A 15970-nucleotide genomic window follows, 5' to 3' on the forward strand; every position below is an offset into this window, starting at 1 on the left:
GACGGCAAGCCGGCCGGCTTGCCGCGCACAGGGACGGCGTCATCATGATAAAATGCAATCCTCGCGCTTTTTCGGCGAGCCTGTGGCTCCCGCTGCTGGCCCTGTTGCCGCGCAGCGCCTTCGCCGTGCCGCTGACGGTATCGCAACACAGCAGCCTGAATTTCTACGGCACGATTATCGCCAGACGCTACAGCGGCCAAAGCGAACGCGACGACGGCGACCGCAGCTATCTCTATTTCGGCCTGATCGGCAAAAAAAAGATCGCGCCGCGCTGGCGGGCCTACGCCCATTGGGAATATACCGTCAGCTTCGCCGACGCCACCCGAAACAGCACCCGGCTCGCCTACCTCGGCGTGCAGAACGCCTCCCTGGGCAGCCTCGATATCGGCCGCAACTGGGGCGTGCTCTATGATGTGACCGCCCTGACCGATCGCTCCCCGCTGTTCAGAGAAATGGCCTACAACTACATCGACAACTTTATGCGCGGCCGGGCGCACAACCTGCTCACTTACCGCAAACCTTTCAGCCTGTTTCAGCGGCACGCCGCCCTCGCGCTGCAGTATCAGTTCAAAGACGGCGACGATCGACAGGCGCTGGGCAAACAAAACGGCAACGGGTTCGGCGCCTCCTTCCGCTATGCGCTGACGCCGACGCTCAGCCTCATCGCCGCCGCTTCGGCGTCTCAAACCACGCAGCGCCAGCAACGCGCCGCCGGCTATCGTCGGCGCATCGATACGCTGGCCGAGGGGGTTCTCTATGCGTCGAAAAAAATCTATCTCGCGGCCGTGTTCACCCAAAGCGACAACGCCATCAGCCCGCAACAAACCGCTAACCGCGGCTCGGCGTCCAGTTATGAAGCGCTCGCCAAATACCGGCTGACGGACCATATTCAGCCCAACATCGGCTATACCCGTTTGATACAGGCCCGGGCAGGCCGCAACACCGACTTATTGAACTACGAGGAGTTGGACGTGACCTGGTTGCTCAATAGCAACATGCAGGTGTTTATTAACTATGAATTCAATAACCTTTCTCGGCACGCCCCCGGCGTCGATGCGTCAGACAAACTCGATATGGGCATCAGCTATCACTGGTGACGCGCTGCCGCAGCCAATAAAAAGCCCCGCCCGGTGAAGGGCGAGGCTCGCTCGCGCCGATCGAGACGGTGCGAGAGGATCATGAGGGCAGAGTGATGACAGGGTGCCGAATGCGCCTGCTCATGGCGCGACGGACGCCTCAGCGCGGCGCTTGCGCGTTTTTCCACTCCCGCCAAATCGTTTCCAGCCCGGCGCGATACGTCGTGACGGCGAAGTCGGGAAAACGCTGTTTGAACTTGGTCGAGTCGAACAGGTTATCGTGCTCGTAGCGCGGCAGCAGCTCGCGCATCTCACGCGCGCCGGACGAAACCAACCCTGCAGCGATCAACGCCCATTTGCCGATAACGGAATATGAAATGTCCTTCCCAAACACCTCGCAGGCCAACGCGGCGAACTGCGCATAGGTGAGCCGCTCGTCGCAGCACGGGAGATGCCACGTCTGGCCGAACGCGTCGGGCGTATTGCCGAGCCGGGCTAACCCACGGCTGGCGTCGGGCGTCCAGATCAGCGTGCGCAGCCTGTCGTCGCGAACCGGCACGCGCGGTTTTTCCCCCGCTTTCAGCCTGTCGACGATCAGCGCATTGGTGAAGCTCTGCGTTTTTCCCGGCCCATAAAACTCGGGCGCACGGCCGATCAGCACGGGGATCTGCTTGCGCTCCATCTCGTTGAGCACCTTCTCGGTCATCAGGGCACGCACCCGTCCCTTGCGCCCCCGAGGCGCGAACGGCGTCGATTCCGTCTGCGGCTCGCCGTTCTGCGGATACATATAGGTATTGTCGAAATAAACAAAGGGCACGCCCGCGGTACGGCTGGCGTCCAACGCATTCTGCAGCATGGTCGGAAATTGCCGCTCCCACAGCGCCGAATCCGGCGGCAGGCCGGCGGCGAAATACACCACGTCGCTGCCCTTCACCGCCGCCAGGGTCTGCTGTGCATCGAGCAGGTCGGCCGCGACCAGCGTATCGCTGTCGTTGACCTTCCTCGGGTTGCGGCTGACCAATCTTAAATCATCGGTGTACGCGCGCTTCAGTTCACGCGCCAGCTCTTGGGCGATCTGGCCACTGGCGCCCAGGATCGTTTGCATTGGCGTTCCTCATCGCAATGAAAAAAACTCCGCCCACTCAGGGCGGAGCAAAAGTGCTTGTTCGCGCTTAACTGTTCACGAACGCCAGCAGATCGGCGTTGACCTGATCGGCATGGGTGGTCGGTATGCCGTGCGGCGCGCCCTTATAGGTATGGAGCGTGCCGTTTTGCACCAGCTTGGCCGACAGCGCGCCGGAGTCCTGATAAGGCACCACCTGGTCGTCGTCGCCGTGGATCACCAGCACCGGAATGGCAATCTTCTTGAGATCTTCGGTGAAATCGGTCTGCGAGAAGGCGACGATGCCGTCATAGTGCGCCTTGGCGCCGCCCATCATGCCCTGCCGCCACCAGTTCCAGATAATGGCCTCCGACGGTTTGGCGCCCGGACGGTTATAGCCGTAGAACGGGCCGGCGGGCACGTCGTAATAGAATTGCGCCCGGTTGGCGGCCAGCTGCGCCTGGAAATCATCGAATACCGATTTTGGGGTGCCCTGCGGGTTACTGTCCGTTTTCACCATCAGCGGCGGCACTGCGCTGATCAGCACCGCTTTGGACACCTTGTCCTCGCCGTGGCGCACGATATAGCGCACCACCTCACCGCCGCCGGTCGAGTGGCCCACGTGCATGGCGCCCTGTACGCCGAGGTGTTTTACCACCGCGGCGACATCATCGGCGTAGTGATCCATGTCGTGCCCTTCCCACACCTGGCTGGAGCGGCCGTGGCCGCGACGATCGTGCGCAACCACGCGGAACCCTTTGTTCACGAAGAACAGCATCTGGGCATCCCAGTCATCGCTGGACAGCGGCCAGCCGTGGTGGAAGTAGATAACCTTGCCGTTTTTTGGGCCCCAATCCTTGTAGAAAATCTCGACGCCATCGCTGGTCGTTACATAACCCATGTCGTTTCTCCCATTTACACTCTGGTTAAAAAAGAAGGTTTATACTGCGCACGGCACCGGGATCTCTGGCTCCCTCATCCCGGTTGGCCGACGATCTTGCGTTGATCGTTTAACGAGTATAGGTTTAAAGTTCACTTTAAGGTCAAACCCCATTCGGCAAACCGCATTCCCGCTTTCACTCGGCATCAGGAGAATTCAAGTGCAGGGAGATGACATCCTCATGACGATGGAGCCGCGGCTTGCCGCCCAGCGCCACGCCTTCCTGCGCGACGGCGCGCCGACGATGCAACAGCGCAAGGCCGCCCTGCGCCGCTTGCGGAGCGCCATTCTGGCCCAGCGCGCCGCGCTGGCGGCGGCCGTCAGCGCGGACTTCGGCCACCGTTCGCCTTACGAAACCGACATTCTGGAGATTCTGGTCACCGTTCAGGCGATCGATTACCTGCTGCGCAACCTGAAACGCTTCATGAAGCCGGAGCGCCGCCACGTCGCCCTGCCGTATCAGGCCGCACGCGCCTATGTGCAATATCAGCCCAAGGGCGTGATTGGCATCATGGCGCCGTGGAACTACCCGTTTTCGTTGACCTTCATCCCGCTGGCCACCGCCCTGGCCGCCGGCAACCGCGTGATGTTGAAACCTTCGGAGCTCACGCCGCATACCAGCCGCCTCATCGAAATGTTGCTGGCGGCGCTGTTTCCCGCCGATGAGGTCGCCGTCGTGACCGGCGGGCCGGACGTCGGGGCCAGATTCAGCGAGCTGGCGTTCGACCATCTGGTGTTCACCGGCAGCACGGCGATCGGCCGTCAGGTCATGCAGGCGGCCGGCAAACATCTGGTGCCGTTAACGCTCGAACTGGGCGGCAAAAGCCCTGCCGTCATGGCGCGCGGCGCGGTTAACGCCAGAAACGTCAAGAGCGTGGCGTTCGGCAAGCTGTCGAACGCGGGCCAAACCTGTATCGCGCCCGATTACCTGCTGGTTCATCAGGACGATCTGGCAAGCTTCATGGCGCTCTATGACGCGGCGGTTAAAAGCTTTTATCCCGACGGGCCAACCGGCGACGACTACGGTGCCATCATCAACGACAGGCACTACCACCGCTTGCAAGCGCTGCTTGCCGACGCACAGGCGCGCGGCGCGCAACTCCATCCGGTCGGCCACCGCCCGGACTCGGCGTCTGAACGGCCGAACACGCTGGCCCCTACGCTTATCGTCGGCGCCCCCGATGACAGCGCGATCATGCAAGAAGAGATCTTCGGGCCGCTGCTGCCGGTGCGTACCTACGCCGCCTTTGATGAAACGATCGACGTTATCAACACCGCGCCGCGCCCGCTCGCGCTCTACTACTTCGGCCCGCCGGGCGAGGATCGGGACCGGCTGCTGGCGCGCACCGCCTCCGGCAACGTCAGCATCAACGCCACCCTGCTGCACTTCGCCCAGGACGACCTGCCGTTCGGCGGCATCGGCCCCAGTGGCATGGGGGCCTGTCACGGCATCGAAGGATTTCGGGCGCTGAGCCACGCCAAAGGCGTTTTCATCCAGAGCCGCTGGCGCTTTACCGACCTGCTGCGCGCGCCGTTCGGCAAGCTGGCGGACGCAGTGCTCGCGTTCATGTTGCGGCGCCGATAACGCGGCGTGTTGACTATCAATAGCACACCCATAAATCGCCGCAAGCTATCACAATATTCACTCATTCCTATTTTATCTCTCCGCCGCCGCTGACTAAGCTTAGCCCTATGTCCCCCTTTGCCCGTTGGCGGCGAGGGTGACGTAAATCGATTGAGTTCAGTTATTTAGCGCAACACCCGACGCAAGCCTTACCCGCATGCCTTGTTAACCGCTCCACGCCCGGCGGCTGGAGCATCTTTACGGAAGCAGAGAGCGCATTATGACAACTGAAAGCAAATGCCCGTTTTCGGGCGGCAAGCAGCCCGCACCGCAGAACGGCCCCACCAATCAGGATTGGTGGCCTAATCAGCTCAGCCTGAAACCGCTGCACCAGCACTCCCCCCTGTCCGATCCGATGGATAAAGACTTCAACTACGCCGATGCCTTCAACAGCCTCGATCTGGCGGCGGTCAAACAGGATCTGCACGCCCTGATGACCGACTCGCAGGAATGGTGGCCGGCGGACTTCGGCCACTACGGCGGCCTGTTCATCCGCATGGCCTGGCACAGCGCCGGCACCTACCGCATCGGCGACGGCCGCGGCGGCGCAGGCGAAGGCCAGCAGCGCTTCGCCCCGCTCAACAGCTGGCCGGACAACGTCAGCCTCGACAAGGCGCGCCGTTTGCTGTGGCCTATCAAGCAGAAATACGGCCGCAACATCTCCTGGGCCGACCTGATTATCCTGACCGGCAACGTGGCGCTGGAATCGATGGGCTTCAAAACCTTCGGCTACGCCGGCGGCCGCGCCGACACCTGGGAGCCGGACGACGTCTACTGGGGCTCTGAGAAGATCTGGCTGGAACTGAGCGGCGGGCCGAATAGCCGCTACTCGGGCGACCGCGATCTGGAAAACCCGCTGGCGGCGGTGCAGATGGGCCTGATTTACGTCAACCCGGAAGGCCCGGACGGCAATCCCGATCCGGTGGCCGCCGCGCGCGACATCCGTGAAACCTTCGCCCGCATGGCGATGAACGACGAAGAAACCGTGGCGCTGATCGCCGGCGGCCACACCTTCGGCAAGACCCACGGCGCCGGCCCGGCGTCTCACGTCGGCGCCGATCCGGAAGCCGCCGGACTGGAAGCGCAGGGCCTCGGCTGGCACAGCACCTTCGGCACCGGCGTCGGCAAAGACGCCATCACCAGCGGCCTGGAAGTCACCTGGACCACCACCCCGACCCAGTGGAACCACGACTTCTTCCGTCACCTGTTCGAATACGAATGGGAGCTGAGCCAAAGTCCGGCCGGCGCGCACCAGTGGGTGGCGAAAGACATCGGTGAAACCATTCCCGACGCCTTCGATCCCAACAAGAAACGCCGCCCGACCATGCTGACCACCGACTTGTCGCTGCGCTTCGATCCGGCCTACGAGAAGATTTCGCGCCGCTTCTATGAGCACCCGGAGGAGCTGGCCGACGCCTTCGCCCGCGCCTGGTTCAAGCTGACCCACCGCGACATGGGGCCGCGCGCGCGCTACCTCGGCCCGGAAGTGCCGCAGGAAGCGTTGATTTGGCAGGATCCGATCCCGGCGGTCGATCATCCGCTGATCGATGAGCAGGACATCGCCGCGCTGAAAAACGCCGTGCTGGCTTCCGGCCTGGCGGTGTCGGCGCTGGTCTCCACCGCCTGGGCTTCTGCTTCCAGCTTCCGCGGCTCAGACAAGCGCGGCGGCGCCAACGGCGCGCGCATTCGCCTGGCGCCGCAAAAGGACTGGGCGGTCAACCAACCTGCGCAGCTCGCCGCGACGCTGGCCAAGCTGGAGAGCATCCAACGCGCCTTCAACGATGCGCAGACCGGCGGCAAGCGCGTCTCGCTGGCGGACCTGATCGTGCTGGCCGGCGCGGCGGGCGTGGAACAGGCGGCGAAGAACGCCGGTTTCACCCTGACGGTGCCGTTCGCCCCGGGCCGCATGGACGCCTCGCAGGAACAGACCGACGTGGACTCCTTCGAGGCGATGGAGCCGCTCGCCGACGGTTTCCGCAACTTCCTGAAGGGCAAATACCGCGTGCCGGCCGAAACGCTGCTGGTCGACAAGGCGCAGCTGTTGACCCTGACCGCGCCGGAAATGACGGTGCTGGTCGGCGGGCTGCGCGTGCTCGGCGCCAACGTCGGCGGCACGCAGCACGGCGTGTTCACCCACCGCCCGCAGGCGCTGACCAACGACTTCTTCGTCAACCTGCTCGACATGGGCACCACCTGGCACCCGGTCGGTGAAGACGGCCTGTTCGAAGGCCGCGATCGCCGCAGCGGCGCGGTCAAATGGACCGGCACCCGCGTCGATCTGGTATTCGGTTCGCACGCGCAGCTGCGCGCGCTGGCCGAAGTCTACGGCAGCGCCGACGTGCAAGAGAAGTTCGCCCACGACTTCGTCGCCGCCTGGAACAAAGTGATGAACCTCGATCGTTTCGATCTGGCGTAACGCCCTCCAACGGCCTGCTTCGGCAGGCCGTTTTCTCTCCCGAGGTAAACACCGCCTCCCCCTCTACGTCAGCCCTGTCAGGCGCCGCGATATTCTCTTTTCCCGCTTATTCGTATTTACTCAACAAGTCATATAAAAATTTGATGGGCGGCAATTCTTTTAATGCTGTATTTATATTTAGAGGGCAATGAAGAGCGTAAACTCACATCGTTAATGCGATATATCCCATCAAGGAGATGACCGTTATGGATTATCCTCGATACACCTCAACACGCGGCGAGGCGGGTCTCATCATCGCCGTCCCTTAGCGGCAGCGGGTTTGGCCGGCAAAGGCGCCCCATCGTTTTACGCCATAAAAATAGATATTCAGCACCTGCGCGATATTCGCCTGGGCGTCTGACGTTCGCCCTTCGTTAATGTTTCACGGCGCGCATTGCGCTTTTGGTTTTTATTTTTCAGCCGACGGGAAAGCTCATGGAAAATTACGCTTCACTCAGGAAAATAACCGCTACCTGGAGGTCAACATGCAACATATTATCGGCATTTCTTCTCGTCGGCTGAGGATGTCGGCCCTTGCGCTGCTGCTCCCGGCGATGTCATGGGCGGCCGATACGGCGTCTGTCGCCGTGGGGCCGCAGTATGACACCACCCATGTTTACGTCGAACGCGGCAAGATGGATGCCTTTGTCGACAGCATCCTGAAAACCTTCGGCGGCACCAGCACCGAACGCGTGCTGGTCAACGTCACGCCCACGCCCAGCGAAACCTACTCCCAGCTGATACTGACGCCGGCCGGCAGCTTCTCGGTGTTCGATTTCAAAACGCCGATCCCGCATCCGTTTGGTGCCGAGCGCAACGGTTTTCTGGTCAGGGATATGGACGCCGCCATCCGGCAAGCCAAGGCCGCCGGCGCCGATGTGCAGGTCGAACCCTTCGACGATCCGATTGGCCGCGACGCAGTGATCCAGTGGCCCGGCGGCGTCAACATGCAGCTTTATTGGCACACCAAAGCGCCCAACTACAAGCCGCTGCTGAGCGTGCCGGAAAACCGCCTGTATCTCTCCGCCTATCGCGTCGACGATTTCCTTAAAAGCTACCGGGCATTCTCGCACGCCAAGGTGGCGAGCGACGCGCAAGTCAGCGATGCGGCGATCGGCCGCAACGGCAACGGCAAGATCCGCCAGATCGAGCTGGACTCCCGCTTCGGCAAAACGCGCATTTTCGTCACCGACGGACATCTGCCTTATCCGTTCGGCCATGAGCGCACCGGCTATGGCGTCGACGATCTGTCGGCCACGCTGGCCAAAGCCACGGCCAGCGGCGCGCAGGTGCTGTGGCGTTCGACGGCGGCGGAGCGCCGCGCCTCGGCGCTGGTGCGTTTCCCTGGCGGCTATATCGCCGAAATTCACCAGACGGCTAAATAAACCCAAGGCGCGCTGCGGCGCGCTTTTTTCTTCGGATATCCATGATGAAACGCACGCTACCCGCACTGTTGCTGTTCTCCACGCTCCCCGCGCTGGCGGCGGAGCCCGCCGCTTCCCCCTGGAAAAACATCCCGTTGGGCGATGCGGCCACGTTGTCTTTCGACGGTTCACTGCGCGAGCGCTATGAATGGACGGATCAGCGGGATCTGAACGGCGGACGCGACGACACCTTCATGCAGCGCTTGCTGGTTGGCGCGCGCCTCGACTACGGCGACTATGTCGGCGCCTATGTGCAGGTGGGATCGTCGCTGGCCACGCCGCGCGACCGCGGGCGCAAGCCGACCGACGAAGATCATGCCTACCTCGGCCAGGGCTATGTGGATATGAAACTGCCCACCGCCTACGGCCTCGGCACCCTGCGGATCGGCCGCCAGGAGATTGCGCTGGGCTCGCTGCACCTGCTGGGCACCCGCGACGGCCCCAACGTACGCCGCTCCTTCGACGCTATCCGCGCCAGCTGGGTCAAGGACAAAAACCGCCTCGACGCCTTTATCGGCCACCCCATTACGCTCAAGACCGGCAGTTTCGACGACAATACCGACAACAGCCAAAAGGTATGGGGGCTGTACGGCACCACACCGCTGACGCCGCTGGCTTCCTCGCTCGATCTTTATACCTTCGGCTTTGAAGATAACGACGCCCACTACGCGCAGCTCAGCGGGCAAGAGCGGCGCTACACCGTCGGCGCGCGCATTTTCGGCGCGGCGCAGGGCTTCGACTGGGACAATGAGGCCGCCTGGCAATTCGGCAGCGCGGAACAGCGCGACATCCGCGCCTGGTCGGCGTCGGCGCACGCCGGCTATACGGCGAACGACTGGCGCTGGCGGCCGCGCTTCGGCGGCAAGATTGGCATCGCCAGCGGCGATAAAAACGGTCACGACGGACAGCTCAATACCTTTAACGCCATGTATCCCAAGCTGCCCTACCTGACCGAGAACGGGCTGGTGGCGCCGGCGAACCTGATCGCCATCCATCCTTCGGTCACGATCACGCCGTGGCAAACCCTGTCCATCGACTTCAGCTGGGACGCGTTATGGCGGCAACGCCGCGAGGATGCCTTCTACCTCGGCCCGATGCGCCCGGTGAAAGGCAGCGCGCAGGGCTCGCGCTTTATCGGCAACCAGTATCAGGTCGAAACAACCTGGACACCGCGCAGCGATCTTCAGTTCAAGGTGGCCTATGTTTACTTCGACGTCAGCAACAGCCTGCAGCACCATGCCGGGCTGAAAAACATGAACTTCGTCCTGGCGCAGGGCACCTACAGTTTTTAAGTATCAGGCAAGTTAATCGGTGTACGCGGGCGCCCTCAATAATCCCGTATCCGATTAATGACGACAGCCGGCGTGCGGCCGCCTCTATGCGTTACGGCAATGGCGGCTACTCACCGCATTTCACAGATAAAAAGCTGGAAAAGCAGAAAGATAAATCAGCGACGCAAACGCCGCGCGCCGATTACAGAGAAATATTAAATAAAGATTTAATTCCAACGAGTTATTTAAACACGTCTTTTACTCATATCTTATGTAAAAGATTCATATAAGAATAACTAATTAATAAAATAATTGTGTTTATACTGCTTTAACTCAATCACAGTGCACAATTAATTCCTCACCGTGATTAATGATAAGGATATATTCCGCTTGAACGCAATATTCAAGCCAGACCAAGGAGGCAAGCCAATGATATCACTTTAATTACCCCTGATTTTCAAACCTGTGTACGAGCATATAGAGCGTTAGGTGCAATATTGTCAACGTCCAAAGGAGTTTGATATGTCATTAGCGACCGATAAGATTTCCGATTATTTAACCCGTTATGAAAGAGGCGATCACGCGGGGAGCAGTAAACCGTCATATACCACGCAAGAGGTTTCAGATCTGCTGCTGAGGAGCCATTATTCCGCCAATGGCAAAGGCGTGACCGACCATGCGGCTACCTTGACCTACTCTTTCCCCGTCTATACGGGCAGCGACAAGACGGGCGCCGCGCAGCTTACCGCCGCCCAGCAAGCCCAAACCAAGCTTTCATTACAATCCTGGTCGGATGTGGCCAACATCACGTTCACCGAGGTTAAAGGCAACGACGCGAAAAATGCAGATATAAAGTTTGGTTTTTATAAGGCGGCCAGCGGGGGCAATTACACCTCGTATGAAAGTACGCAGAGCAATCTCAAAAGCACCATTTGGATCAGCGGCAATAACGGCTACGACGCCTCCAATCCGCAAACCAATAACTACGCGAGGGATACGCTGACTCATGAAATAGGGCATGCGTTGGGGCTTTCTCATCCCGGCAATTATGATGCGTCAAATGCCACCTACCCCACCTACGCCAACTCGGCGAAGTATTATGAAGACGACCATCAATATTCTTTGATGAGCTATTTTAACGAACAATACACCAGCGCTGACTATAAAGGCGTTTGGCCATCAGGGCCGCAGCTGGATGATATTACCGCCATACAGAAGCTTTACGGCGCGAATACCACCACGCGCACCGGCGATACCACCTATGGTTTCAACTCGAATACGGACAGAGACTTTTTGAGCGTTAAGGCGTCCACGGACAAAATCGTGGCGGCTATCTGGGATGCCGGCGGCAATGACACGCTGGATTTTTCAGGCTACAGCCAGGATCAGCGCATCAACATTAACGAAGGCGCATTCTCTGATGTCGGCGGCTTGAAGGCGAATATCGCCATCGCCTACGGCGCGCAGATTGAAAATATCATCGGCGGCAGCGGCGCCGACATTCTTGTGGGCAACGCGCTGAACAATACGTTAAAAGGCGGTGCAGGCAACGACATCATTTACGGTGCCGGCGGCGCCGATCAGCTCTGGGGCAATGCAGGCGCGGACACCTTCGTCTTCCGCGAAGCCGGCGACAGCCAAGCTGCCGCGCCGGATTGGATCCGCGATTTCCAGACGGCGGTGGATAAAATCGACCTGTCGTGGCTCAACCAGACGGCTAAGGCCGAAGGGAGCGAGTTGCACTTCGTGGATAGTTTAAGCGGCTCGTTGTATGAAGCGGCGCTGAATTATGACGCGCAGCAGAATGTCACCGATCTGGCCATCAATCTCTCCGGCAATCAATTGCCTGATTTCCTTGTCAAAATCGTTGGGCATGTCGACGCTTCCGCCGATATTCTCGTCTAGCCAAGGCTAACCCGCAGTCCGGCCTTCACGCCGGACTGTTTATCTCTCTCAGGCCTCACCCCGGCGTCTTTTTACATTGCCACAGCAATAAATCGCGCCGACGAGGTCACACCGCTTCCAGCTCCGCCGCCAGCGTGGCGACCAGCTCCGCCGCCGGCATCGGCCGCGCCAGGCCCACGCCCTGCCCGGCCCACAGCGACATAAACTCCCCGCGCCCGGCCTTGGCCGCCGCCTGGCGAATATCGCCGGTGAGCGCGTTCTGCACCGGATAAGGCAGGATCTGCGCCTCTTCCGCGCGCATCTGCCGCATGAAATCATTGACGATGCCGCGCGCCGGGCGGCCGCTGAAGGCGCGCGTCAGGCGCGTGCTGTCATCGCCGGCGTTGCGCAGCGCCGCTCGCCAGGCTTCGGCGATGCCCGACTCCGGGCTGCACAGAAACGCGGTGCCCAGCTGCGCCGCCTGCGCACCCAGCAATTGTGCCGCCGCGATGCCGCGCCCGTTCATGATGCCGCCTGCGGCGATCGCCTGGATCTTCACCGCCGCCGCCACCTGCGGCAACAGGGCCATCAGGCCGACGCAGGACTGTTCGATATCGCCGAGGAAGGTCGGGCGATGCCCCCCCGCCTCCGCGCCCGAGACGCAGACGAAGTCGGCGCCCGCCTCTTCCCAGGCGCGGGCTTCCGCCACCGTGGTGGCGGTGCCGATCACCCGCGAGCCGGCCTTCTTGAACTGCGTGACCGTCGCGCGCGGCAGCACGCCGAAGGTGAAGCTGACCACCGGCGGCGCCGCCTCCAGCAGGGCCGCGATCTGGTCGCGGTTGTTTTCGGCGAATTGGGCCGGCATGGGCGGCTCGCTCAGCCCCAGCGCTTCGCGGAACGGCCGCAGCAGGTGCTGGGCGCGCTTGAGCTCGGCGAGATCCGGGTGCTGCTCATCGAGCAGAAACAGGTTGATGTTGAACGGTGCGGCAGTCTGCGCGCGGATCTGCTGCACGCGCTCGAGGATCACCGCTGGGGAAAACAGCGCCGCCGCGCACGATCCCAGCGCCCCGGCGTTGCTCACCGCCACCGCCAGCGCCGGCGGCGACGCGCCGTTCATCGGCCCCTGAACGATCGGATAGCGCAGCCCAAGCTCGCGGGCAAAAGCAGAAGGTGCCGTCATCAATATGTCTCCCTGTGCTGACTACATTCGTCTTACGGCGGCCGCGCCGCCGAACCGACCAAAAGCATAGCACCTTCTCACCGCCTGGCCGTGCAGTTAATGCTTCACCTGACGCCGGTCGAGCGACAGGAAGTGATGCACCACCGGTTTCTCAGGGCCGATATGGAAGCGCAGCGCCTCCTGCTGCAGATCGGCGTCGGCGTGCGATACCCGCTGGTGCTGCCGCAGATGCTCTGCCCAGGACTCCACCAGGAACCACTCCATGATGCATTCCGGATCGCCGGTGTGCTCGGTGATGCCCCAGGCGTAAGCTCCATCGCGGCGACGCGCCCGCTCCAGCATCAGCAGCGTGCGCAAGAACTGCGGCCGATCCTGCTCGCGAATGCGGTACTCCACTTGAATCATCACCGGGCCGCGATCGTTCTCGACCGGCGTGTTAACCAACGGCTCCGGCCAATGGTTCGACGGCTGCAGATCGGCCTCACCGGTCGGCAGACGCAGGCGGTGGAACAGCAGCCCCGCCGCCAACAGACCGACGCCGCCGACCAGCAGCGTGGCGGCCACGCCCAGCTCCTGCGCCACCAGTCCCCACAGCAGGCTGCCCGCCGCCATCGCGCCGTTGAACACCATCAGATAGATGGCCAGGCCGCGGCCGCGCACCCAGTTAGGCAGCACGCCCTGCGCCGCGCCGTTGAGCGTGGTCAGCGCAATGATCCAGCCGGCGCCCAGCACCAACAGCAGCACCACCGCCAGCCACTGCGGCGGCGCCAGCGACAGGGCCGCCATTACCGCCGCCGTCAGCACCGCCGCCAGCAACACCAGCCCGTCGGCGTTCAGCCGCTGGCGCAGGCGCGGCAGCACAATAGCCCCAAGGATCGCCCCGGCGCCCACCGCCCCCAGCAAGACGCCGTAAAAACCGGCGCTGCCGCCCAGCATGCGGCGCGCCACCAGCGGCAGCAGCGCCCAGACCGAGCTGGAGAAGGCGAAGAACACCGCCGCCCGCAGCAGCACCACGTGCAGCTCACGGCTGGAACGGGCATAGCGCAGCCCGGCGCGGAAGGCGCCGAAGAAGTGTTCCGACAGGCCGCTGTCCTCAACCTTCGGCCGCTTCCACCACAGCAGCGCCGCGATCACCAGCACATAGCTCATCACGTCCGCGCCGTAGGCCGCGCCGGCGCCGAAGCTGGCCAGCAGCAAACCGCCGGCCGCCGGGCCGATGGAGCGGGCGATGTTGATGCCCAGCGAGTTCAGCGCCACGGCGTTTTTCAGCTCGGCGCGCGGCACCAGCTCCGGCACGATTGCCTGCCAGGTCGGCCCCATCAGCGCCGCGCCGATGCCGCCGACGAAGGTCAGCGCCAGCAGGTATTCCACCGTCAGCGCGCCGGTCTGCGACAGCAGCAACAGGCTGCCGCTGACGCAGGCCAGCAGAATTTGCACGAAGATCAGAAAGCGTCGCCGATCGAGAATGTCCGACAGCACCCCGGCCGGGATGGCCAGCAGGAACACCGGCAGCGTAGCGGCGGTTTGCATCAGCGCCACCGCCGAAGGGTTGCTCGACAGGTCGGTGATCAGCCACGAGCTGGCAACGTCGCGCATAAAACTGCCGACGTTGCCGAGCACCGTGGCGCCCCACAGCACCGCAAATAATGGAATTTTCAGCGGCGCGAAGCCGCCCGCCGTCGCCTTGTTTTCCGTCTGTTCAGCCATCCGTTCGCTCCTTCAAATCGTTAAATGCCACCAGCAACAGCGCGCCGGCCAGCCCGAGGTGTTCAAAAAATCCGTTCATCATCTGGCCGCGCTCCGCCCCGTCGAACTGCCAGAACGGATTGGCCATCAGCGTCGCCATCAGGGTAAAACCGGCCAGCGCCAACGCGCCGAGCCAGCGATAAAAACCGCTCAGGATCAGCGCCGACGCCGCCAGTTCCAGCAGCGTCACCAGCACGGCGAACAGCGCCGCCGGCTGCAGGCCGAAGTGGGTCATCTCGGCGATGGCGCCCTCAACGTTCAGCGCCTTGACCAGCCCGCCCTGAATATAGGCGGCGCAGATCGCGAGCAGCAGCACCCAGCGCACCGCAGGCGCGTGCAGCCGCTGCGCGCAACGGGCGGCGATAACAGTCAGGTTCATCGCGCCCCCTTAAAACGGCGAATTCTGGATGAAGGCCAGCAGATCGGCGTTGAAGCGATCGGGATCGGCCTGCGCCAAACCGTGAGAGCCGCCGGCGTAAACATTCAGCTCCGCCTGTTGCATAAGCTTAGCGGCTTTCAGCGCCGAGGCGCCGATCGGCACGATCTGATCGGCGTCGCCGTGCACCAGCAGCGTCGGCTTGTCGATCGCCAGCAGATCGGCGGTGTAATCCACTTCGGAGAACGCGCGCACGCAGTCGTACTGCCCTTTCACGCCGCCCTGCATGCCCATCAGCCAGAAGCTGTCGATCAGCCCCGCGTTGCTCTCCACCTCGTCGCAGTGGAAGCCGTAGAACGGCACCGCCAGCTCTTTGAAGAACTGCGAGCGGTTGCCCGCCACGCCGCTGCGAATGCCGTCGAACGCCGCCATCGGCGTGCCCTCTGGGTTGACCGGCGTCTGCAGCATCAGCGGCGGCACGGCGCCGACCAGCACCACTTTCGCCACCCGATCGCTGCCGTGACGGCCGATGTAGCGCGCCACTTCGCCGCCGCCGGTGGAATGGCCGACCAGGATCAGATCGCGCAGATCCAGCGTTTCGATCAGCAGGGCCAGATCGTCGGCGTATTGGTTGATGTCGTTGCCGTGCCAGGTTTGATCAGAACGGCCGTGGCCGCGGCGATCGTGGGCGATCACGCGGAACCCGCTCTGGCCGAAAAACAGCATCTGGTTGTCCCAGGCATCGGCGGACAGCGGCCAACCGTGCGAGAACAGGATCGGCTGGCCGCGGCCCCAATCCTTATAGAAAATGCGTGCGCCATCGGGCGCGGTAAGAGTGCTCATGACGTGTTCCCCGCTCGGTATCGAATTGGATTTTGGACGGGTTAACAGT

The 15970-nt window shown here is 62.3% G+C and carries 12 protein-coding genes; 6 read left to right on the forward strand and 6 right to left on the reverse strand.

Annotated features, from left to right (window positions below; translation table 11 throughout):
• Positions 1 to 44 precede the first annotated feature (44 nt).
• Positions 45 to 1097, forward strand: coding sequence for a porin (locus ACSBQV_RS11695; RefSeq protein ID WP_099782249.1), 1053 nt, complete (start codon positions 45 to 47; stop codon positions 1095 to 1097).
• Between the two features lie 139 nt (positions 1098 to 1236).
• On the opposite strand, the gene ACSBQV_RS11700 is transcribed toward ACSBQV_RS11695, so the two are convergent.
• Positions 1237 to 2181, reverse strand: a complete 945-nt coding sequence (locus tag ACSBQV_RS11700; RefSeq protein WP_099782251.1) for an NAD-dependent epimerase/dehydratase family protein — start codon at positions 2179 to 2181, stop codon at positions 1237 to 1239.
• A 67-nt stretch (positions 2182 to 2248) separates the two neighbouring features.
• Entirely contained in the window at positions 2249 to 3079 is an 831-nt protein-coding gene (locus tag ACSBQV_RS11705) for an alpha/beta fold hydrolase (RefSeq protein WP_033643735.1), read from the reverse strand.
• 220 nt (positions 3080 to 3299) lie between these two features.
• Between ACSBQV_RS11705 and ACSBQV_RS11710 the strand changes: the two genes are divergently transcribed.
• The 5 genes from ACSBQV_RS11710 (at position 3300) to ACSBQV_RS11730 (ending at position 11797) form a co-directional block, all read left to right on the forward strand.
• Entirely contained in the window at positions 3300 to 4703 is a 1404-nt protein-coding gene (locus tag ACSBQV_RS11710; RefSeq protein ID WP_434991445.1) for a coniferyl aldehyde dehydrogenase, read from the forward strand.
• A gap of 259 nt (positions 4704 to 4962) precedes the next feature.
• The gene (katG, locus tag ACSBQV_RS11715) at positions 4963 to 7158 is read left to right on the forward strand and encodes a catalase/peroxidase HPI (protein WP_099782252.1); all 2196 of its coding nucleotides are present in this window, start codon (positions 4963 to 4965) and stop codon (positions 7156 to 7158) included.
• A gap of 524 nt (positions 7159 to 7682) precedes the next feature.
• A complete protein-coding gene (locus ACSBQV_RS11720) occupies positions 7683 to 8582 on the forward strand; it encodes a VOC family protein (RefSeq protein WP_168177249.1) in 900 nt (299 codons plus the stop codon).
• Between the two features lie 44 nt (positions 8583 to 8626).
• Positions 8627 to 9913: an alginate export family protein gene (locus ACSBQV_RS11725; protein WP_241900780.1), complete on the forward strand. Its 1287-nt coding sequence runs from the start codon at positions 8627 to 8629 to the stop codon at positions 9911 to 9913.
• Between the two features lie 501 nt (positions 9914 to 10414).
• Complete coding sequence (locus ACSBQV_RS11730; RefSeq protein WP_033643741.1) at positions 10415 to 11797, forward strand: serralysin family metalloprotease; 1383 nt, start codon at positions 10415 to 10417, stop codon at positions 11795 to 11797.
• A gap of 106 nt (positions 11798 to 11903) precedes the next feature.
• Here ACSBQV_RS11730 and ACSBQV_RS11735 read toward each other — a convergent pair whose 3' ends face one another.
• From ACSBQV_RS11735 to ACSBQV_RS11750, 4 genes are all read right to left on the reverse strand, one after another.
• Positions 11904 to 12956, reverse strand: a complete 1053-nt coding sequence (locus tag ACSBQV_RS11735; RefSeq protein WP_434991446.1) for an NAD(P)H-dependent flavin oxidoreductase — start codon at positions 12954 to 12956, stop codon at positions 11904 to 11906.
• 96 nt (positions 12957 to 13052) lie between these two features.
• Positions 13053 to 14663 (reverse strand): MFS transporter, encoded by a 1611-nt coding sequence (locus ACSBQV_RS11740; RefSeq protein ID WP_099784436.1) that lies wholly within the window; start codon positions 14661 to 14663, stop codon positions 13053 to 13055.
• Positions 14656 to 15081 (reverse strand): DoxX family protein, encoded by a 426-nt coding sequence (locus ACSBQV_RS11745; RefSeq protein WP_033651867.1) that lies wholly within the window; start codon positions 15079 to 15081, stop codon positions 14656 to 14658. Before ACSBQV_RS11745 ends, ACSBQV_RS11740 begins: the two co-directional genes overlap by 8 nt.
• A 9-nt stretch (positions 15082 to 15090) precedes the next feature.
• Positions 15091 to 15921: an alpha/beta fold hydrolase gene (locus ACSBQV_RS11750; RefSeq protein WP_033643745.1), complete on the reverse strand. Its 831-nt coding sequence runs from the start codon at positions 15919 to 15921 to the stop codon at positions 15091 to 15093.
• Between the last annotated feature and the right edge of the window lie 49 nt (positions 15922 to 15970).

Source organism: Serratia sp. B501, from assembly GCF_051172315.1.
Taxonomy (GTDB): Bacteria; Pseudomonadota; Gammaproteobacteria; order Enterobacterales; family Enterobacteriaceae; genus Serratia; species Serratia ureilytica.